Source organism: Guyparkeria sp. TX1, from assembly GCF_046523965.1.
GTDB lineage: Bacteria > Pseudomonadota > Gammaproteobacteria > Halothiobacillales > Halothiobacillaceae > Guyparkeria.
Genome location: NZ_CP144142.1, coordinates 120,311 through 139,883 on the forward strand (window position 1 = coordinate 120,311; position 19,573 = coordinate 139,883).

At 65.7% G+C, this 19,573-nt stretch carries 19 protein-coding genes; all 19 read right to left on the reverse strand.

Features of this window, described 5'->3' with window-relative positions; translation table 11 throughout:
• Positions 1-22: 22 nt before the first annotated feature.
• The 19 genes from VWP12_RS00550 to VWP12_RS00640 all read right to left on the reverse strand — a co-directional run bounded on the left by VWP12_RS00550 (position 23) and on the right by VWP12_RS00640 (position 19,560).
• Positions 23-526, reverse strand: coding sequence for a response regulator (locus tag VWP12_RS00550; protein WP_410474179.1), 504 nt, complete (start codon positions 524-526; stop codon positions 23-25).
• Positions 527-723: 197 nt separating this feature from the next.
• Positions 724-1,641 carry a UDP-3-O-acyl-N-acetylglucosamine deacetylase gene (lpxC, locus tag VWP12_RS00555; RefSeq protein WP_410474920.1) on the reverse strand — a complete coding sequence of 306 codons (918 nt, stop codon included), beginning with the start codon at positions 1,639-1,641 and terminating at the stop codon, positions 724-726.
• A gap of 222 nt (positions 1,642-1,863) precedes the next feature.
• Positions 1,864-3,759, reverse strand: a complete 1,896-nt coding sequence (htpG, locus tag VWP12_RS00560; protein ID WP_410474180.1) for a molecular chaperone HtpG — start codon at positions 3,757-3,759, stop codon at positions 1,864-1,866.
• A 399-nt stretch (positions 3,760-4,158) separates the two neighbouring features.
• The gene (gene rplS, locus VWP12_RS00565; RefSeq protein ID WP_125197734.1) at positions 4,159-4,506 is read right to left on the reverse strand and encodes a 50S ribosomal protein L19; all 348 of its coding nucleotides are present in this window, start codon (positions 4,504-4,506) and stop codon (positions 4,159-4,161) included.
• Between the two features lie 16 nt (positions 4,507-4,522).
• Complete coding sequence (trmD, locus tag VWP12_RS00570; protein WP_410474181.1) at positions 4,523-5,299, reverse strand: tRNA (guanosine(37)-N1)-methyltransferase TrmD; 777 nt, start codon at positions 5,297-5,299, stop codon at positions 4,523-4,525.
• Positions 5,299-5,820, reverse strand: coding sequence for a ribosome maturation factor RimM (gene rimM, locus VWP12_RS00575; protein ID WP_410474182.1), 522 nt, complete (start codon positions 5,818-5,820; stop codon positions 5,299-5,301). The genes trmD and rimM overlap by 1 nt, the downstream gene beginning before the upstream one ends.
• A gap of 3 nt (positions 5,821-5,823) precedes the next feature.
• Positions 5,824-6,090, reverse strand: a complete 267-nt coding sequence (gene rpsP / locus VWP12_RS00580; protein ID WP_125197731.1) for a 30S ribosomal protein S16 — start codon at positions 6,088-6,090, stop codon at positions 5,824-5,826.
• 204 nt (positions 6,091-6,294) lie between these two features.
• Positions 6,295-7,590, reverse strand: a complete 1,296-nt coding sequence (locus VWP12_RS00585) for an adenylosuccinate synthase (protein ID WP_410474183.1) — start codon at positions 7,588-7,590, stop codon at positions 6,295-6,297.
• Complete coding sequence (locus VWP12_RS00590; RefSeq protein ID WP_410474184.1) at positions 7,583-8,773, reverse strand: ATP phosphoribosyltransferase regulatory subunit; 1,191 nt, start codon at positions 8,771-8,773, stop codon at positions 7,583-7,585. The genes VWP12_RS00585 and VWP12_RS00590 overlap by 8 nt, the downstream gene beginning before the upstream one ends.
• A 140-nt stretch (positions 8,774-8,913) precedes the next feature.
• Complete coding sequence (locus VWP12_RS00595; protein WP_125197728.1) at positions 8,914-9,096, reverse strand: DUF2065 domain-containing protein; 183 nt, start codon at positions 9,094-9,096, stop codon at positions 8,914-8,916.
• 12 nt (positions 9,097-9,108) lie between these two features.
• A complete protein-coding gene (hflC, locus tag VWP12_RS00600) occupies positions 9,109-10,041 on the reverse strand; it encodes a protease modulator HflC (protein ID WP_410474185.1) in 933 nt (310 codons plus the stop codon).
• Positions 10,038-11,168, reverse strand: coding sequence for an FtsH protease activity modulator HflK (gene hflK / locus VWP12_RS00605; RefSeq protein ID WP_410474186.1), 1,131 nt, complete (start codon positions 11,166-11,168; stop codon positions 10,038-10,040). The genes hflC and hflK overlap by 4 nt, the downstream gene beginning before the upstream one ends.
• Positions 11,169-11,313: 145 nt before the next feature.
• Positions 11,314-12,666: a ribosome rescue GTPase HflX gene (hflX, locus tag VWP12_RS00610; RefSeq protein ID WP_410474187.1), complete on the reverse strand. Its 1,353-nt coding sequence runs from the start codon at positions 12,664-12,666 to the stop codon at positions 11,314-11,316.
• Between the two features lie 5 nt (positions 12,667-12,671).
• Positions 12,672-12,929: an RNA chaperone Hfq gene (gene hfq, locus VWP12_RS00615; RefSeq protein WP_125197724.1), complete on the reverse strand. Its 258-nt coding sequence runs from the start codon at positions 12,927-12,929 to the stop codon at positions 12,672-12,674.
• 226 nt (positions 12,930-13,155) lie between these two features.
• The gene (gene miaA, locus VWP12_RS00620) at positions 13,156-14,103 is read right to left on the reverse strand and encodes a tRNA (adenosine(37)-N6)-dimethylallyltransferase MiaA (RefSeq protein ID WP_410474188.1); all 948 of its coding nucleotides are present in this window, start codon (positions 14,101-14,103) and stop codon (positions 13,156-13,158) included.
• Positions 14,104-14,105: 2 nt separating this feature from the next.
• Positions 14,106-15,911 (reverse strand): DNA mismatch repair endonuclease MutL, encoded by a 1,806-nt coding sequence (mutL, locus tag VWP12_RS00625; protein ID WP_410474189.1) that lies wholly within the window; start codon positions 15,909-15,911, stop codon positions 14,106-14,108.
• 78 nt (positions 15,912-15,989) lie between these two features.
• Positions 15,990-17,246 carry an N-acetylmuramoyl-L-alanine amidase gene (locus VWP12_RS00630; RefSeq protein WP_410474190.1) on the reverse strand — a complete coding sequence of 419 codons (1,257 nt, stop codon included), beginning with the start codon at positions 17,244-17,246 and terminating at the stop codon, positions 15,990-15,992.
• A gap of 225 nt (positions 17,247-17,471) precedes the next feature.
• Entirely contained in the window at positions 17,472-17,966 is a 495-nt protein-coding gene (gene tsaE / locus VWP12_RS00635; RefSeq protein WP_410474191.1) for a tRNA (adenosine(37)-N6)-threonylcarbamoyltransferase complex ATPase subunit type 1 TsaE, read from the reverse strand.
• On the reverse strand, positions 17,953-19,560 hold the full coding sequence (locus VWP12_RS00640; protein WP_410474192.1) for an NAD(P)H-hydrate dehydratase: 1,608 nt from the start codon (positions 19,558-19,560) through the stop codon (positions 17,953-17,955). The genes tsaE and VWP12_RS00640 overlap by 14 nt, the downstream gene beginning before the upstream one ends.
• Positions 19,561-19,573 lie beyond the last annotated feature (13 nt).

The window sequence follows — 19,573 nt, forward strand, 5'->3', positions numbered from 1 at the left end:
TGCCCAGCGCCCAGCTTGGCCCTCAGAGGGCGTGCCAGTCGAAGGCGGAGGGATGGGATCGGGCCGGCAACCGCCCATTGCGCACCAACCCCTCGATCCGAGTGAAGACGTCGGCGCGACCGAAGGGCTTTTTCATGAAATCATCCGAACCGAGACGGTCGAGCACCATGCGGGCCATCGACTGCTCGTCGCCGCTGATCATGATGACCGGCACCTCAGCGGTCGCCGGGTCCTGGCGGAGTCGGCGTAGGGCGGCAAACCCGTTCATGCCGGGAAGCAGGATATCGAGGAAGATCAGATCCGGCGGGTACTGGCGCGCCAGTTGCAAACCGGATTCGGCATCGCCGGCGGCGATCGGTTCGTACTCGTTCTGGCTAAGCATCCGACTCAGGATCTTGACCACGGTCTTGGAATCATCGATCACCAGGATGCGGCATCCTCGCGGCGCCTCGTAACGGCGCCCGCGACGACGATCCCCAGACTTGCGCAGCCCCAACAGGCCGCTCATGCGACGCATGTAGCCCATGACACATCTCCTTGTGGTTGGTTGGCCGCACCGGCCTTCCAAGCCGGCGCGCGTTCGACGATCCTGTCGAAACAAATCGCGACGTAGTGTTACCCAAGCCGCTCACGCTGTCCACTCGGCGGTTGCCTAAATGGACAGCAAAAAAGACCCGGCTCACGGCCGGGTCTTCTCGTTTATTTAACCGATTTCCGATGCGTTTACTCGGCGATCTGCGCCGCCGGGCGGGAGAACGAGACCGGGGGCGGCTCCTCGTTCTCGAAGGTCACCACCTCGTAGGCCGACTCCTGGGCCAGCAGCGCGCGCAGCAGCTGGTTGTTCAGGGCATGCCCCGATTTGTGACCGGTGAAGCTGCCGATCACGCTGCAGCCGAGCAGGTAAAGATCGCCGATGGCATCGAGGATCTTGTGCTTGACGAACTCGTCGCCGTAACGCAGGCCGTCCTCGTTGAGGATGTGTTCCTCGCCGACCACGATGGCGTTGTCGACCGAGCCACCCAGCGCCAGGTTGCGCGAGCGCATCATCTCGAGATCGCTCATGAAACCGAACGTCCGGGCGCGCGCGACTTCCTTGACGAAGCTGGTCGAGGAGAAATCGATCTCCGCCAGGCGCGCCGACTTGTCGAGCACCGGGTGGTTGAAGTCGATCGACATCGCCACGCGAAAGCCTTCATGCGGGTCGAAGCGCACCCAGCGATCGCCGTCGACCACCTCGACCGGCTCGAGAATGCGGATGAAACGCTTGTGGGCGTCCTGCTCCTCGATGCCCGCCGACTGGATCAGGAAGACGAACGGGCTGGCACTGCCATCCATGATCGGCATTTCCGGGCCGTCGATCTCGACCACGCAGTTGTCGATGCCCAGCCCGGCAAGCGCCGACATCAGGTGCTCGACCGTGGAGATCTTCACCCCGTCCTGAACCAGCGTGGTGGACAGCTGGGTTTCGCCGACATTGAAGGCGTGACCCGGGATCGTCGCATCATTGCCGAGGTCGACCCGGTGAAAGACGATGCCGCTGCCGACGGGCGCCGGACGCAGGGTCAAACGGACCTGCTCGCCGGTGTGCAGACCGATCCCCGTGGCGCGGATGGTGTTTCGGAGTGTGCGTTGCTGAACCAAGATCGAAGAACCCAAGCCGGTAAATCGGGTAATTATCGCATGCTAATGGACGCAGAAAAACCGAACATTGCTGGGGGATTACCCGGCATCAGCCAGGCGCGCCCCCGAGATTTGCCGGAAATGCTCAAGGCGGCTGCGTCCGCGTCGCGACCCGTCACCCAAAAAGACAGACCCCCGGGGGTTGCCGGGGGTCTGTCACGGGGCAGTGACGAATTTTGACCGTCAGGCGAGCAGACGGTTCAACCGGCTGACGAAGTCGGCCGAATCGGCCAGCTTGCCGCCCTCGGCGAGCATCGCCTGCCCAAAAAGGACGTGCGCGATGTCGGCAAAACGCGACTCGTCGGACTCGCCCTCGGCCTGCTGGAGCAGGCGGTGGTCGGGGTTGACCTCGAGGATCGGCTTGGACTCCGGCATCGACTGCCCGGCCTGCTCGAGGATACGCTGCAGGTGGAGGCTGACGTCGCCCTCGTCGGTCACCAGACACGCCGGGGACTCGACCAGACGGCGCGAACGGCGCACGTCCTTCACCTCCTCGCCCAGGGTCTCCTTGAGTCGCTTGATCAGCGCTTCGTGTTCGGCCTTTTCCTCCTCGGACTCGTCTTGGTCTTCCTCGTCGACGTCGATCTTCGCCTTGGTGACCGACTTGAGCGTCTTGCCATCGAACTCGGTCAGGTGCGCCATGACCCACTCGTCGACGCGATCGGAGAGCAGCAGTACCTCGATGCCCTTCTTGCGGAAGATCTCCAGGTGCGGCGAGGCCAGCGCGGCCTGGTAGGAATCGGCGATGATGTAGTAGATCTCGTCCTGGTCCTCGGGCATCCGCTCGATGTAGTCGGCGAGCGAGACGGTCTCCTCGCTACTCGCACCATCATCCTGGCCTTTCGTGGAGGCAAAGCGCAGCAGGCCGGCGATCTTCTCCTTGTTGGCGACGTCCTCGCCGACGCCCTCCTTCAAGACGCGGCCGAAGGTCTGCCAGAACTCAGCGTACTTCTCGGGCTCGTTCTTGGCCATCTGCTCGAGCAGCGAGAGCACGCGCTTGACCGAGCCGGAGCGGATCGTGTCGAGCACGCGGTTGGACTGCAGGATCTCGCGCGAGACGTTCAGCGGCAGATCAGCCGAGTCGATCACGCCGCGCACGAAGCGCAGGTAGCGCGGCATCAGTTTATCGGCGTCGTCCATGATGAACACGCGCTTGACGTACAGCTTGACGCCATGGCTCTGCTCGGGCTCGAACAGGTCGAACGGCGCGCGCTTGGGGACGTAAAGCAAAGAGGTGTACTCGACCTTGCCCTCGACCTGGTTATGCGCCCAGGCGAGCGGCGGCTCCCAGTCATGCGAGGCGTGCTTGTAGAACTCGGTGTACTCCTCGTCCGTGATCTCGCTCTTCGACCGGGTCCACAGCGCGTTGGCATCGTTGACGGTGTCCCAGCGCCCCGGGGTCTCGGTCTCGTTGCCGTCCTCGTCCTTGTCGGTCTTGGGTGGCACCCACATCTGGACGGGGAAGTTGATGTGATCCGAGTACTTGCGGATCACCGAGCGCAGGCGGAAGTCGTCGGCGAATTCCTGCTGATCCTCGCGCAGGTGCAGGACGATGCGGGTGCCGCGCTCGGGCTTCTCGACCGTCTCGATGGTGTACTCGCCCTCACCGTTGGAGGTCCAGCGCACACCGTGTTCGGCGCCGACGCCGGCGCGACGGGTGATCAACTCGACGTGGTCGGCAACGATGAAGGCCGAGTAGAAGCCCACGCCGAACTGGCCGATCTGGTTGGCATCCTTCTGCTTGTCGGCCTCGAGCTGCTCGAGGAAGGCCTTGGTTCCCGAGTGGGCGATGGTGCCGATGTGCTCGACCACCTCCTCGTGATTCATGCCAATACCGTTGTCGTCGATGGTGACGGTCTTGGCCTCGCTATCGAAGGACACCCGCACGCGCAGGTCCTTGTCGTCCTCGTAGAGCCCGTCGTCGGCCAGCGCCTCGAAACGCAGCTTGTCGCAGGCATCCGAGGCATTCGAGATCAGTTCGCGGAGGAAGACCTCCGGGTTGGAGTACAGCGAATGGATCATCAGGCGAAGCAGCTGCTTCACCTCGGTCTGGAAGGCATGCGTCTGGGCTTGACTCATGAAAGCGGGTCTCCGTCTTGTCGCTCTGGGTTGTCTCTCGGGCTTCGAATTCGCTCGGGCGGCACCGACCGCCCTGGACGCCGTCGAGATAGGGGCATACCCGAGGATTTCAAGTGGACGCGGTTCAGCCGGCGGACTCGGGGGCGACCGCCGGTTTCCGAGAGCGACCCACATCGGCAGACCGCAGCCATAGCAGGCCGTCGTACTCCCAGACCTTGGGAATGGAGGTTCCAGGCATGGGCCAAGCCCTCCGCCTGCCCTCCAGTCGCGACAGCGCGGAGGCCTCGGACATGGGGGTCACGAACAACGGGTCAGCGAGCCTGGAAAAGCCCGCCTCCAGAAAAAGCGAAACCCCCGTCACCAGTGGTGCGGGGGTTCGTTTCATCGACCGGGGTCGAATCAGCCCAGACGCTCGCGGATACGAGCGGCCTTGCCGGTACGACCACGCAGGTAGTACAGCTTGGCGCGACGGACGTCACCGCGACGCTTGACGTTGATCGCGGCGATCTGCGGGCTGTAGGTCTGGAAGACGCGCTCCAGGCCCTCGCCGTAGGAGATCTTGCGCAGGGTGAACGAGGAGTTCAGGCCGCGGTTGCGCTTGGCAATCACGACACCCTCGAACGCCTGCAGGCGCTCGCGGTCACCTTCCTTTACCCGTACGTCGACGGAAACCGTGTCGCCGGGGCCGAATTCCGGCACCTCGCGGGTCATTTGCTCGGCTTCGATTTTCTGGATGATCTCGCTCATTTTCCGCCACCTGTTATCAATCGCGTGTCTGTTGGCTACCCGGGTTGTCATCGCTACCCGCGAGCCAGTGTCTTTCCAGTGCCGCCCGCTCGTTGTCGGTCGGCCCGTGTTGCAAAAATAGGTCCGGTCGTCGCCGGGCCGTGGTCATCAGCGCCTGCTCCGATCGCCACTCGGCGATTCGCCGATGGTCGCCGCTGGAGAGCACCGCGGGCACCCCGCGTCCTTCCCACTCCGGCGGCCGCGTGTAGTGCGGGTGGTCCAACCGGTCGGCCTCGAAGGAGTCTTCGACCACCGACTGGGCATCCCCAACCACGTCGGGCAAGCGCCTGGCGATCGCATCGACGACCACCATCGCCGCCAACTCGCCGCCGGATAGCACCAGGTCGCCGAGGGAATACTCGACGTCCACCCGGGAGTCGAGCAGGCGCTGATCGAAGCCTTCGTAACGGCCACAGACCAGCACCAGAGGCTGTTCTCGCTCGGCCCAGTCGGCGATCACGTGCCGGTCGAGCCTTTTCCCCTGCGGCGACAGGGCCACGACCAGCGGGCGCCTCGCGCCAGCCTCGTCGACGGCCGCATCAATCGCGCCGCTGATCGGACCGGGCTGCAGCAGCATCCCCGGCCCGCCCCCGAAGGGCCGATCGTCAACTCGACGATTGCGATCGGCCGACCAGTCGCGCGGATTGTAGCCCGTCACGGTCAGGCGTTCTTTCTCGATCGCGGCGCGGACCATGCCGCAGCGGTTCCCCGCGTCCACCAGCTCGGGGAACAGGGTCACCACCGAAATCCGCATCAGAAATCGGGGTCCCAGTCGACCTCGATTCGGCGGGCGTCGATATCGACTGCCCGGATAACCTCGTCAGGGAGGAAGGGAATCAGGCGTTCCCGATCTCCCTGCACGACCAGCACGTCATTCGCGCCGGTCTCCATGATGTCTCGCACCTCGCCCAGCACCTGGCCCGAGAGATGTACCACCTCACAACCCATCAGGTCACGCCAGTAGTATTCGTTCGGGCCAGCCGGCGGCAGCGCATCGCGCCCCACCAGCACCTCGGCCCGCGCCAGCGATTCGATTCCCGTCCGGTCATCGACCCCGGCCAGCTTGACGGTCACCCCCTTGGGATGGAGCGTCAGCTTTTCGATCTGCACCGGGCGCGTTTCGCCGCGCTCGGTGCGCAGGTAGACGTCGCGGTAACGCTTGATATTCTCGATCGGTCGAGTGAATACCTGCAGCCATACCCAGCCCTTGATCCCGTAGGGACGGCCCAGCTGGGCAATGACGACCGGATCGACCGGTCCCGTCGACGCCGTCACCGCTTACTCGGCGGCTGCCGTCGCCTGCTTCTTGCTCTGGCGGACCAGGGAAGCGACGCGCTCGCTGGTCTGAGCACCGCGCTCCTGCCAGAAGGCCAGGCGATCGAGGTCCAGGCGCAGGCGCTCTTCCTGACCACGGGCTACCGGGTTGAAGAACCCGAGACGCTCGACATACGAGCCGCTGTCACGTGCGTTGCGCTTGTCGGTGACGACGACGTGGTAGAAGGGCTTCTTTTTGGCACCAGTACGAGCCAGACGAATCTTGACCATAACGCTTAACGATTCCTGTTGGAGTAGTGACTGCCAGACTGCGTCGACAACGACGCCGACCATGCTCTTGGCCGATCTCGCAGCCTCGGCAATTCACCGAGGGAAATTCAAGTGGCGCGATTTTACGGATTTTTGCGCAGAAATAAAGACCTGCGACCCACCGATTTTCCAGCGGGCAGTTCGCATGCGCACCGTGATTGACGCTCAGGCGTCGTAGGGATCCCGCAGAACGATGGTTTCCTCGCGATCCGGGCCGGTCGAAATCAGGTCGACCGGCGTACCGGTCAACTCCTCGATACGACGGATGTAGGCACGCGCCTCTTCCGGCAGGCCATCGAGATCCTTCACGCCGACGGTGGTCTGCTGCCAACCGGGCATCGACTCGTAAATGGGCACGCAGCGCGAGTAGGTATCGGCGGAGAACGGTGCACTCTCGATGCGCTGACCGTCGATCTCGTAACCGATACAGATCCGCACCTCTTCCATGCCATCGAGCACGTCGAGCTTGGTCAGACACAGGCCCGACAGGCTGTTGATCTGCACCGCGCGGCGCAGCGCGACCGCGTCAAACCAGCCGCAACGGCGCGCCCGACCGGTGGTAGAACCGAATTCGTGACCGCGCTTGGCCAGTCGCTCGCCGATCGCGTCCTCGAGTTCCGTCGGGAACGGCCCGCCACCCACGCGCGTCGTGTAGGCCTTGGTGATGCCGAGCACGTAGTCGAGCTCGAGCGGTCCCACCCCGCTACCGGTGGAGGCACCGCCGGCAGTGGTGTTCGACGAGGTCACGTACGGATAGGTGCCGTGATCGATGTCGAGCAGCGTGCCCTGGGCACCCTCGAACATCAGGTTGCGACCCTCGCTGCGCATCCGGGCAAGGGTGCCGGGCACGTCACCAACCATCGGCGCGAGAATTTCGGCCTGGGCGATCAGGCGATCGAGCGTCTGCTGGAAATCGATCGGCTCGGCGCCGAAATAGTGACGCAATACGAAGTTGTGGTAGTCGAGCACCTCGCCGAGCTTCGCGGCCAGCCGCTCGCGGTGGAAGATGTCCTCAAGCCGGATGCCGCGACGGGCGACCTTGTCCTCGTAAGCCGGGCCGATACCCCGACCGGTGGTGCCGATCTTCTGCTCGCCGCGAGCATGCTCGCGCGCGGCGTCGAGGGCCACGTGATGCGGCAGGATCAGCGGACAGGCCTCCGAGAGCATCAGCCGGTCGGAGGCGGGGACGCCACGCGATTCCAGCTGCTCGATTTCCTCGATCAGGGCATCGGGCGCGAGCACCACGCCGTTGCCAATCAGGCACTTGACCCCTTCGCGCAGGATGCCCGAAGGAATCAGGTGCAGGACGGTCTTCTCGCCATCGATCACCAGCGTGTGACCGGCGTTGTGACCGCCCTGGAAGCGCACGACGGCGCCAACGTTTTCCGTCAGCAGGTCGACGACCTTGCCCTTGCCCTCGTCGCCCCACTGAGACCCGAGGACGACCACACTCTTACCCATGGTCCAATTCACCCGTTAGCTGCCAAGTTTGTGTCTGTCCGTCACCGACGGCCGCCAGTTGTGGCGCACCCTCGGGAATCGATTTGGTCGTGATCACGCGGTAGCCCTGCTCGCGCAGTTCGCCCACGGCCCGATCAAGGGCCACGTCGTTGAGCCGTGCCGGCGCGTAGACCGTCTGCCGCATGGGCGCCTCGTCCTCGCTCTGACCCAGCAGGTCTCGCAGGTCGAGGGAGAAACCCAGCGCCGGGCGCGATCGCCCGAACACCCGGCCGATGTCATCGTAACGACCGCCGCGGGCAATCTCCCGTCCCATGCGCGGCGAGTAGGCCGCGTAGACCAGCCCGGTCTGATAGTGATAGCCGTGCAGTTCGGAGAGATCGACCAGCACCTCGCCGGTGACACGGGCCTCGATCGCCTCAGCTACCGTCGCCAGCCGCTCGAGCGCCGCCTGCCCCTCGGCATCCAGCAAGCCCGTCAGGCGCTGCTTGGCCTCGTCGATCGTGGCCTGCCAGGGACCGTGCAGATCACACAGCGACTCGATCGCCTCGGCCAGCGGCGCATCAAGCGACCAGTCGACAAGCGTCTGGCGAATCTCGGGAACCGCCTTGCGGGTCAACGAGTCACGCAGCTGATCCTCACGACTCCCGTCGAGTCCGGCGGCGCGCACCAGCGCACGAAAGACCCCGACGTGGCCGAGGTCGAGCGTCATCGCCTGGCAACCACCCACTGCCAGCGCCTCGGTCATCAGCGAGATCACCTCGACGTCCGCCTCCGGGCCGTCGCTGCCGAACAGCTCGGCCCCTACCTGCATCGGCGCGCGCGAACCACCCAGCCCGTCGGTCTTGGCGCGGATCACGGTGCCGATGTAACAGAGGCGACGTTCGTCGACCGGCGGCAGGCTGTGGGCATCCATGCGCGCGACCTGCGGCGTCATGTCGGCCCGCACGCCCAACTGGCGACCGGAGAGGCCATCGGTGACCTTGAGGGTCTCGAGATCGAGATCCTCGCCGGTGCCGACCAGCAGGGTATCGATGAATTCAACCATCGGCGGCACCACCAACTCGTACCCCCAACGATCGAAGGTTTCGAGCATGCGGGTGCGAACGCGCTCAATGCGGCGTGCCTGCAGCGGCAGGACCTCGTCGATGCCGGCCGGCAGAATCCAGGGGGACTGATTGCTCATGCTGTTGCTGGTTACGCGTGTGTCGTGAACGGAAGGCCGAGGCGGGCACGGCACGGGGCAAAACCCGCGTATTGTAAACGCGGCACACAAAAAACCCCAGCCCGGGCTGGGGTTTCCTCAAGATCGGGACGAGGGCGACGCTAGCCCCAGACCCAGAGCGCCAGGCCGATCAGCAGCATGACCAGCGCGATGCCCCGCATGCGCGAGTCGGGCGTCAAGGCGATCTGCGCGACCGCCTGGCGATAGGTGCGCGGGCTAATGAACGGCAGCAACGCCTCGATGATCAGCACCAGGCCGAGCACCCGCAGCAGGTCGTCCATCATGCCGAATCGCCCCTATCGCGCCGGCAGCGCGTCACCATCTGCCGAGGCGTCCGACGACTCATCCTTGCCATCCGACAACTGGCCATCCGACGACTGGAAGTAACGGAAGAACGGGCTGTCCGGGCTGAGTACGAAGGTGTCGCTGCCGTTGGCGAAGGCCTTCTCGTAGGCTTGGATGCTGCGATAGAAGGCAAAGAATTCCTCGTCCTGGCCAAAGGATTCGGCGTAGATCTTCGCCGCCTCGGCATCACCCTCACCGCGAATCTCGTCGGCCTCACGCTCGGCCTCGGAGACGATCACGACACGCTGACGGTCGGCATCGGAGGAGATGCGCTTGGCCTGCTCCTCACCACGCGAGCGGATCGCCTTGGCCACGGTCGAACGCTCCTTCTCCATCCGCGAGTAGACCGACTCGCGCACTTCCTCCGGCAACTCGATGCGCATGATACGCACGTCGACGATCTCCAGACCCAGGCCCGAGATGTCCTCGTTGGTGGTCTCGATGACGTTGCGCATGAACAGGTCACGATCCCCGGAGACCACCTCGGCGATGGTCCGGCTGGAGATCTGGCTCTTCATGCTGTCCTTGACGATCTGGTTCAGGCGGCTCTCGGCCACGGATTCCTGACCACGGGTCGCCCGGTAGAAATCGGCCGGATCGGTGATGCGCCACTTGATGTAGTAGTCGACGATCAGGTTTTTCTTCTCGCTCGTCAGGAAGCGCTCCGGCGGAGTGGACAGGGAGAGGATCCGGGTGTCAAACAAGCGCACGGAGTTGACGAACGGCAGCTTGAAGTGCAAACCGGGCTCGAAGTCGGTCTCGATGATTTCACCCAGGCGGAACTTCACGCCCTCCTGGTATTCGGCCACCTGGAAGGTCGCGGTCGCGTAGAGGAACACGATCACGACGATGATCGGCAGCAGCAGGCGCGTCACCCAGTTCATTCGGACCCCCTGGTACGCAGACCGGAACGGTTGTTGTTGGAGCCGCCCGAATTACCTTCGAACGACGTGCCCGTCGAAAGCGACGGCACCGCCAGCGGCGCGCCACTGCGCAGATCATCCTGCATGACGCTCCCATTGGCGCCCGACGGCAGGTTCAGGATGTTGCTGGCATTGTCCGGGTCGACCAGGATCTTGTTGCCCTTGGCGTAGATCTCACCAAGCGTGTCGATGTACATCCGCTCGCGGATGATCGACGGGGCAATCTGGTAAGACGCCAGCAATGCATTGAAGCGCGCAGCCTCACCCTGGGCCTGGTTGATCACGCGGGACTGGTAACCCTTGGCTTGCTCGAGGATCTGCGCAGCGTCACCACGTGCTCGCGGTACGACCTGGTTGGCGTAGGCCAGCGCCTCGTTGATGTAGCGCTGCTCATCCTCACGTGCCCGGATGGCGTCCTCGAAGGCCGGCTGTACCGGCTCCGGCGGCTGCACATCCTGCAGGTTGACCGAACGGACGTTCAGGCCTGTCTTGTAGGACTCGAGCAACTCCTGCATCCGGGTGCGCACCGCATCGACAATCTCGACCCGACCGTCGGTCAGGACGTAGTCCATGCGGCTCGACCCGATGACCTCGCGAATCGCGCTCTGCATGACGTCCTGCAACGTGGCGTTGGGATCACGAACGTTGAACAGGAACTCGACGGGATCGCGAACGGTGAACTGGCTGGAGAGATCGACGTCGACGATATTTTCGTCGTTGGTCAGCACGGTCATGCTGAGCTCGCGGTCACGGTACTCATCGACGTTGACGGTGATCACGTCCGAAATCGGATACGGCGGGTGCCAGTGCGGACCGGGGCCGGCGGTACTGGTGTACTTGCCGAAGGTCAGCACAACGCCGCGCTGGCCTTCGTCTACGATGTAGATACCGGAAATCAGCCAACCGATCAGCACGACGCCGATGATCGCCAGGATCCCCTTCGACCCGCCGGCGTTACCCATGCCGCCACCACCGCCGAAGCGGTCCTTCAGGCGTCCAAGGGCATCGTCGATGTTGGGCGGCTTTCCGCCCCGGCCGCGCGGATTCGACCAGGGATCTTTACCGCCACCCGGCTCGTTCCAGGCCATGGGCTTCTCCAGTGATTGCCGCCGGAGAACCCGGCGGACATGGGTATTCGTTTCGTTCAGGACGTCCTTTCCGCCCGACGGGCAGAAAGCAGCGCCAAAGTGTAGTGGCCGGGGACGGGCGTGGCAACCGCCGCCGCGCCTGCAGTCAGTGACGAGGCTCGCGCGCGGCGAGGATCTCTTCGAAGGGCTCGGGCGGGGCCGGTTCGGGGCCGTCGACCACCATGTCGGCCAGTGCCGGCTCCTTTTTCAGCAACTGCCCCCAGCGAGCCACCGGCAGGTTGATCTCCAGGTGCCAGCCGCTTTCATCGACCTCTTCCTCCAGCACGGCGCCCTCACCCTGCAACTGGGCGTAAAGCCGGCCGTCGGCCATGGGAATGAACAGGCGACGCGTCACGCTACTGGGCTCGAGCCGCTCGGCGAGCGCCTCGCGCAGCTCGTCCATGCCACGACCATCCTTAGCCGAAACCCACACGCGGGTAGGCAACTGGCTGGCATCGCGGTCAACGCGTACTGCCCCGTCCTCGAGCTGGTCGATCTTGTTCATGACGGTCAGGCGCGGCATCTTCCCCGCGCCGATCTCCTCGAGCACCACCTCGACATCCTCGATCTGCCGGTCCCGTTCCGGCGAGGCGGCGTCCACCACGTGCAGCAACAGGTCGGCTTCGAGCGTCTCCTCCAGCGTGGAGCGAAACGCCGACACCAGTTCGTGCGGCAGGTGACGGATGAAGCCGACCGTGTCGGCAAAGACCACGGTCAGCTGCGGCGTCATCTCGACGCGCCGCAGCGTGGTATCCAGCGTGGCGAACAGCTGATCCGCGGCGAAGGACTCGGCCACCGTCATGGCGTTGAACAGGGTCGACTTGCCGGCGTTGGTGTAGCCGACCAGGGCCACGGTGGGCACGTCGGACTGCTGGCGCCCCTTGCGACCCTCAGCGCGCTGACGGCGCACCCGCGCAATCCGTTCCTTGAGCTGCTTGATGCGCCCGCCCAACAGGCGCCGGTCCATCTCGAGCTGGGTTTCACCCGGGCCACGCAAGCCGATCGAGCCGCCGCGCTGGCGTTCGAGGTGCGTCCAGCCGCGCACGAGCCGAGTCGCCAGGTGGTTCAACTGGGCCAGTTCGACCTGCAACTTGCCCTCGTGCGAGCGGGCCCGCTGGGCAAAGATATCGAGGATCAGGCCGGTGCGATCCAGCACGCGGCACTTGACCAGCCTCTCGAGGTTGCGCTCCTGCGAGGGCGAGAGCTGGGCGTTGACGATCACCAGTTCGGCCTCGTGTGCCGCGACCAGCTCCGCCAGTTCCTCGGCCTTGCCCTTGCCGATGAACAGGCGCGGATCGGGCGTCTGTCGCTTGACCTCGCTCTCGACGAGGATCTCCGCGCCGGCCGATCGGGCCAGCTCGCGGAACTCGGCCAGGTCCTCGTTGGAATCCACCGCCCGCTGCTCGACATGCAGCAGCACGGCCCGCTCCCCGCCTTGGTGGCGCTCGAAAAACTCCATCGGGGTTATTCGTCGCCCCCGCCGTCGCGGCCCTCACCCTTGGGCTCGGACTCGATATTTACCGGGCGGGTCGGCACGATCGTGCTGATCGCGTGCTTGTAGACCAGCTGGCTGACGTTGTTCTTGAGCAGGACGACGAAGTTGTCGAACGAGTCGATCTGACCCTGCAGCTTGATGCCGTTGCGCAGGTAGATGGAGACCGGGATGTGCTCGCGACGCAGGGTGTTGAGAAACGGTTCTTGCAGTGACTGGCTTTTGGCCATGGTGATTCCTCTTGTTGGTTGTCCGGCCTCTCGGGCCGGTCGGCCGTTCTCGGCGGCCTGTGCCCCAGTGCTACGGCTGCCGCGACGAGCAGGCAATGGCCGAAACAATGGGGATGCCTGTCGGCAATTCAATCAGTGGGAAGTGTAGGGGAATTCCCCGCCGGCGGCAGACCGGCTCACAGACCCCATCGACGCCTTGGCTCCACGCGCCGGATGCGCGACTCGTTCAAGATACCGGGACGTCGATAAAGTTCATTATGCGCGATTCGATTCGATCGGCCGCCAGGGCATCCATCGCCTCCCAGTTCGGGGCCGAACGCAACCAGGTGCGCTGGCGCTTGGCGAGTTGGCGGGTGGCCGTGATCGCCCGCTCGCGCATGGTGTCGAAATCCCATTCGCCGGCCAGGTGCGCCCAGGCCTGCCGATAGCCGACCGCACGCATCGACGGCAACCCCGGGTGCAGGTCGCCCCTCGCAAAGAGCGCCTCGACCTCGGCAAGAAACCCCGCTTCCAGCATCGCATCGAACCGTTCGGCAACCGCTCGGCGGGTATGGGCCGTGCTCGGCGGCCAGAGCGCCACCGCCAGCAATCGCTCGTCGGCCAATGGGGAGACCGGGGGGTGCTCTGTCTGCCAGTCGCTCAGGCTCTTGCCGGTGGCACGAAACACCTCCAGTGCCCGGCCGATGCGCTGCGGGTCGGTCGCGTGGATGCGGGCGGCCGCCACCGGATCGACCTCGGCGAGCTGGCAATGCATGGCCGGCCAGCCGATTGCCGCCGCCTCCTCGGCCACCGCCTCGCGGATGGCCTCATCGGTCGCCGGCAGGCGGGAAATCCCCTGCAGCAGCGCCTGGAAATACATCATCGTCCCGCCGACCAGCAAGGGCACGCGTCCGGCATCGCGGGCCGCGGCAATCGCGGCCACGGCATCGCGGCAGAACTGCTCGACGCTGTAGGTCTCGGCCGGGTCGCGGATATCCACCAGGGCATGCGGGTAGCGCGCCAGCAGCCCGGCCTCCGGCTTGGCGGTGCCGATATCCATGCCGCGATAGATCATCACCGAGTCGACCGAAATGATCGCCACCGGCAGCCGGTCGGCCAGGCGCATGGCCAGCGCGGTCTTGCCCGAGGCGGTCGGCCCGGCGATGGCCACGATCGGCAGGACGTTCGCGTCCACCGTCACTGCCCCCGCATGAACCAGCGATCGAGTTCCTCGATCGTCAATCGACGCCAGGTCGGCCGACCGTGGTTGCACTGGTCACTACGCTCGGTGCGCTCCATGTCGCGCAACAGGGCGTTCATCTCGGCCACCGTCAGGCGGCGATTCGCCCGCACCGAGCCGTGACAGGCCATGGTGGAAAGGATCTCGTCGATGCGATCGTCCACCACCGCGCGAGGCACGTCGTCCCCGGCCAGCGGTACGCGGCGCATCTCGGCCAGCATCTCGCGCACCAGCGTCTCGATATCCGCCTCGCGCAGCATCACCGGCACCTCGCGCACGCGGACCCGTTCGGGCCCGATCCGGTCCAGCACCACCCCGGCCGCGGCGAAGGCCTCCTGCCAGGTCGCGAAGGCCTCCGCCTCGACGGGCGATACCCCGAGGTCCACCGGCAACAGCAGGGGCGCGGCCGAGAGCGCCTGCTGGCGATAGCTTTGCTTGAGACGCTCGTAGGTGACCCGCTCGGCCGCGGCATGGGCATCCACGATCACCAGCCCGTCGCGATTGCGCGCCAGGATGTAGATCTCGCCCAGGTGGGCGACGGCATACCCCAGCGGGGGGATTTCGGCATCCTCGGGCAGTGGCTCAGCGACTCGGCTGCCCTCGCCCTCCCCGCTCCGACCTTGTTCGAGCAGGGAGAAGTAGCCCTGCGCCGAGCGCCCGCTTCCCGTCGTCGGCACGCCCATGGACGGGCGGGCCACCTCGCCGCCAAATGGCATACCGGGTGCCGACATCCCACTCTGATCGGGGTCGGCGATGCCTGACGACGCAGCACCACCCGGCGCCGCCAGGGCCCGATGCACCGACTGGAACAGGAAATCGTGCACCCCGCGGGCATCGCGAAAACGCACCTCGGCCTTGGTGGGATGGACATTGACGTCGACCGTCGCCGGGTCAAGGCGAAGGGAGAGCACGTAGGCCGGGTGCCGGGCGTGATGCAGCACGTCGCTGTAGGCGCGGCGAATCGCGTGCGCAATCAGCCGATCACGCACCACCCGGCCGTTGACGAAGAACAACTGCTGGTCGGTGGAGGCGCGAGCATACTGCGGGCTGGCCACGAGCCCCTGCAGCGAAAAACCGGAGGCCGACGCGTCGATCTCGCGCGCCTGCTCGAGAAAGCCCTGACCGAGCACGGCGGCGATGCGCTGGTCGACCGTCTCGAGGGTCACCGCCGGCAGGTCGAGCACCGGCCGCTCGTTGTGGATCAGACGGAAAGCCACGTCCGGATTGGCCAGCGCCAGCTTGCGCATCAGCTGATCGACATGGCCAAACTCGGTGCGTTCGGTGCGCAGGAACTTGCGTCGCGCGGGCACGTTGAAGAAGAGATCCCGCACGTCGACCAGGGTGCCGGCCTTCGCCGGCGTGGGCCGCGGCTCGTCGAAGACCCCGGGGGAAAGCTCCCAGCCGTGATCGGCATCACTGGTCCGGGAGACCAGTCGCAGGCGGGAGATTGACTGGATGCTGGCCAGCGCCTCGCCTCGAAAGCCGAAGCTGGCGACCGCCTCGAGATCATCCAGGTCGCGGATCTTGCTGGTCGCGTGCGGCGCGATTGCCAGGGGGAGCTGCTCGGGCGGCATGCCGTGGCCGTTGTCACACACGGACAACTGCTTGACCCCACCGGCAACCACCTGCACCTCGATCCGGTCGGCTCCGGCATCGAGGGCATTTTCCACCAGCTCCTTGATCACGCTGGCCGGGCGTTCGACCACCTCGCCGGCGGCGATCTGGTTGACGAGGGATTGCGGGAGGGCACGGATTTCGGCCATGAGGTCTCTGCGGCGAAAAACGGGCATTGTCGCCCGCGCCGTCGCGCCGAGACAAGCGCCCCGAACCGGGGCGGCCGATCAAAGCATCGCGTAGCGGGTGCCCTGCGGGGCGTGCGCCGTGTAGTAGTTGTTCACGCCCTCGAGGATCGACTGGGCGATCTGACGCTGATAGCTCGAGGAGCGCAGGCGTTCTTCTTCTTGCGGATTGCTGATGAAGGCGCTCTCCACCAGGATCGAAGGGATATCGGGCGACTTGAGCACGGCGAAACCCGCCTGCTGCACATCGTGCTTGTGCAGCTTGGCGATACCGCCGATGCGCTGGAGCACGCGGTCGGCGAAGTCGAGACTCGATTCCAGCGTCTTGGTCTGGGCAAGGTCGAGCAGCACGGAGGCGACATCCTCGTCGTGACCGGAAAGCGACGCGCCACCGACGAAATCGGCACTGTTCTCCTTGGCCGCCAGCCAACGGGCGGCCTCGGAACTGGCGCCGTTCTGGCTCAGGCAGTAGACCGATGCCCCCTTCGCCGAGGCAAGCCGGAAGGCATCGGCGTGTACCGAGATGAACAGATCCGCCTCGTGCCGACGCGCGATCTCGGTGCGCTGGCGCAACGGGATGAAGCGATCATCCTCGCGGGTCATGACGGGGCGCAGCCCGGGAGTCGCGGCAATCAGGTCGCGCAACTGCAGGCCGATATTGAGCACGATGTCCTTCTCGCGGGTACCTCGACGGCCGATGGCACCGGGGTCCTTGCCACCGTGACCGGGATCGATCGCCACCACGAGGTCACGGAACGCGCCGGAACCGGATTGCACCGCCGCTTCCTGTTGCGGCACGTCAGGGCGTTCGGCAATCACGGTGTCCGCGCCACCACCGTGGGGCAAATCAATGACCAGACGATGGGATCCACCGTCGGTGGGCGGCAGGATGATGATTTGCGGGCGCGCCCGCTTCTTGAGGTCGAACACCAAGCGCAGGTCATTACCGTTGCGCACCCCGACGCGCAGACCCTTGACCACCGGCGAGTCCGGGGTCGACGGCATGGAAACGTCTTTCAGATGGGTCGAACGCACGTCGATGACCGCCCGCGCCGGGTTGTCCAGCAACAGCGTGTCGAAGTCGACCGGTTCGGAAATGGCAAAGACGTAGCGGGTAAAACCTTCGTGGCGCCACGCCTGCACGCGGGAAACGTTGACGGCCCGACCGGCCAGCGCCGGCCCGGCAAGGGGAAGACCGAAGGCCGCCACCCCGGTACCGACCGCCGTGCGCAAAAAGCGGCGGCGCTCGGCATTCAGCAAGGCAAGCGCGTCACGGGCAGATTGGGATGAATTGTTCATGCTCCACCTCTGGCAACACAGCCCCAAGAACGTGTCGTTGCGACACTTGCCTACAGTGTGCGCCAAAAAGGGATTTTTTCAACAATTGCAAGAAGATAGCGCTGACTTCTTAACCCGAACCGAGAAGATCGATCACCAAATGTGGCGGCGTCGATCACCACAAAGCACAAGATGATGTGGTTTGGTCAACGTTGGAAAAACACCACACCCGGTCGGGAAACGTGCTTAGGTTGCGGCAAGACGCGCCAACCACGCCTCGCCCAATGGGCTTGACGCCCGACAGACGAGGTCGCGGTATTCCGGCCGATCGGCGCATCCCGAAAGCGAGATTTCGAGATCAGCGACCAACTCGCCATGGGCCTGGCTCAACCATTCCACCAGGAACAGGGCATGATCCGCCTCGTCGCGCACGCCGAGGTAGTCGAGTTCCTCGGGATCGGCCAGTCGATAGAGATCGAGGTGCAGGACGCGACTCGGACCGCCCGGCGGGGGCGTCACGTCGTAGGGCTCGACCAGCGTGTAGGTCGGGCTGCGAATGGTGCCGGTCACCCCCAGGGATCGCAGGAACGCCCGGGCAAACGTGGACTTTCCCGCCCCCAGCTCGCCGCGCAGCGACAGTAAACCGGCCGCTGGCGCCACGGCGGCCAGGGTGGCGGCTAGCGATTCGACCGCCATCTGATCGAGCTCGCGATAGCGGCGTTCGGTCTCAGCGCCCGTCATGACCCCGCCCCCGCGAGGAATCATCGCCGGATGCACAACCCCGCCGCCAGCACGTGCCGACCGGCTCGACCTGGCCGTTGAGCCGGGCGCGGATCACCCCGAAAAGGTCGCTGGCTGCCATGCCCCAATCGCCGCGTGCCTCGGCCTCGAGCTCACCCGCCTCGGCGTGCAGGCAGACACCGAACTCCATCGCGGCGAACCGCGGCAGCCCCATGCCGAGCAACGCTCCGAGCAGGCCGGCCAGCACATCACCCGTGCCGGCCGTCGCCAGTGCGGCGCTGCCTCGCTGGCAGACCGCGACGCGGTCACCATCGGCCAGCACGCTGCCGGCGCCCTTGAGCACCACGCCACATCCGAGCCGCTCGGCGATCGAGCGGGCCACCCCGAGGCGGTCGGCGTTGATGGCGACGGTATCGCATTCGAGCAACATGGCCGCCTCGCCCGGGTGCGGCGTGACCACCGCGCCGCGTTCACGCAGCGAGTTGGGGCCGAGCAGGCACAGGGCATCGGCATCCACCACCAGCGGCAAGGGGCAGTCGCGCAGGGCGCGCCAGACTGTCACCGCCCAGGCGTCCCGCCCCAGCCCCGGTCCGACCACCACGCTCGTCGCCAGGGAGGCCAGGCGCAGCACGTCATGGGCCGTCTCGACCCCGTGCACAATCAGCTCGGGTCGGCCGATATTGAGCGTGGCGGCATGATCGGGATGGGTGGCGACGATCACCTTGCCCGCCCCGGCACGCAAGGCCGCCTCGGCCGCCAGTCGCGCGGCACCGGGCATGCCTCGATTGCCGGCGGCCACCAGCACCGTGCCGAATCGACCCTTGTGCCCATCACGAGCACGCGGCGCGAACCGCAGCCCACCGTGCAACAGTTCGATCGACGTCTCGTCGGCCTCCGGCGGATAACCGAGATCGGCCAGCACCCGCTCACCACAGGCGGCCACCGCGGGTCCGGTCGTCAATCCCCGCTTGATGCCGAGAAAGGTCACCGTGCAATCGGCTGTCAGCGTGAGCGGATCGACCGCACCGGTATTCGCATCGACGCCGGAAGGCAGGTCCACCGCGATCACCCCGGGCCGCTCGGCACGAAAGGAGAGCATCGCATCCACGCGACGCAGAAAGTCCGCCGCCTCGCCCTCGATCGCCCGGGCGAGGCCGATGCCGAACAGGGCGTCGACCACCACGTCGGCTGCTCGCAGCGCCTCGTCGATGGCTGCCGACTCGGTCTGCACCTCGATTGCCGGCACGGCCGTCGACAGTGCCGCCCAGGCATGCGCGGCACTGTCGCGGAATGTCGGATGCCCCCAGCTAAGCAGATCGACCGTCAGACCGGCTTGTTGCGCCAGCCGGGCGATCACCAGCCCGTCGCCGCCGTTCTGGCCCGGCCCGATCAGGATGGCCAGGCGAGCCGCGCCCGGCCAACGGCGGCGCAACTCCGCGAACGCCGCCCCGCCGGCCCGATCCATCAGCCCATAGGCATCCACCCCACCGGCGAACAACGCCTGTTCGTGGGCCTGAATGCTCTCCACCGACCAGGCCCGAACGAGGGCCGGATCGACGACGGGGCGAATGAGCTGCGGGGCGGTGGTCGACATGGTTCAGTCCGGG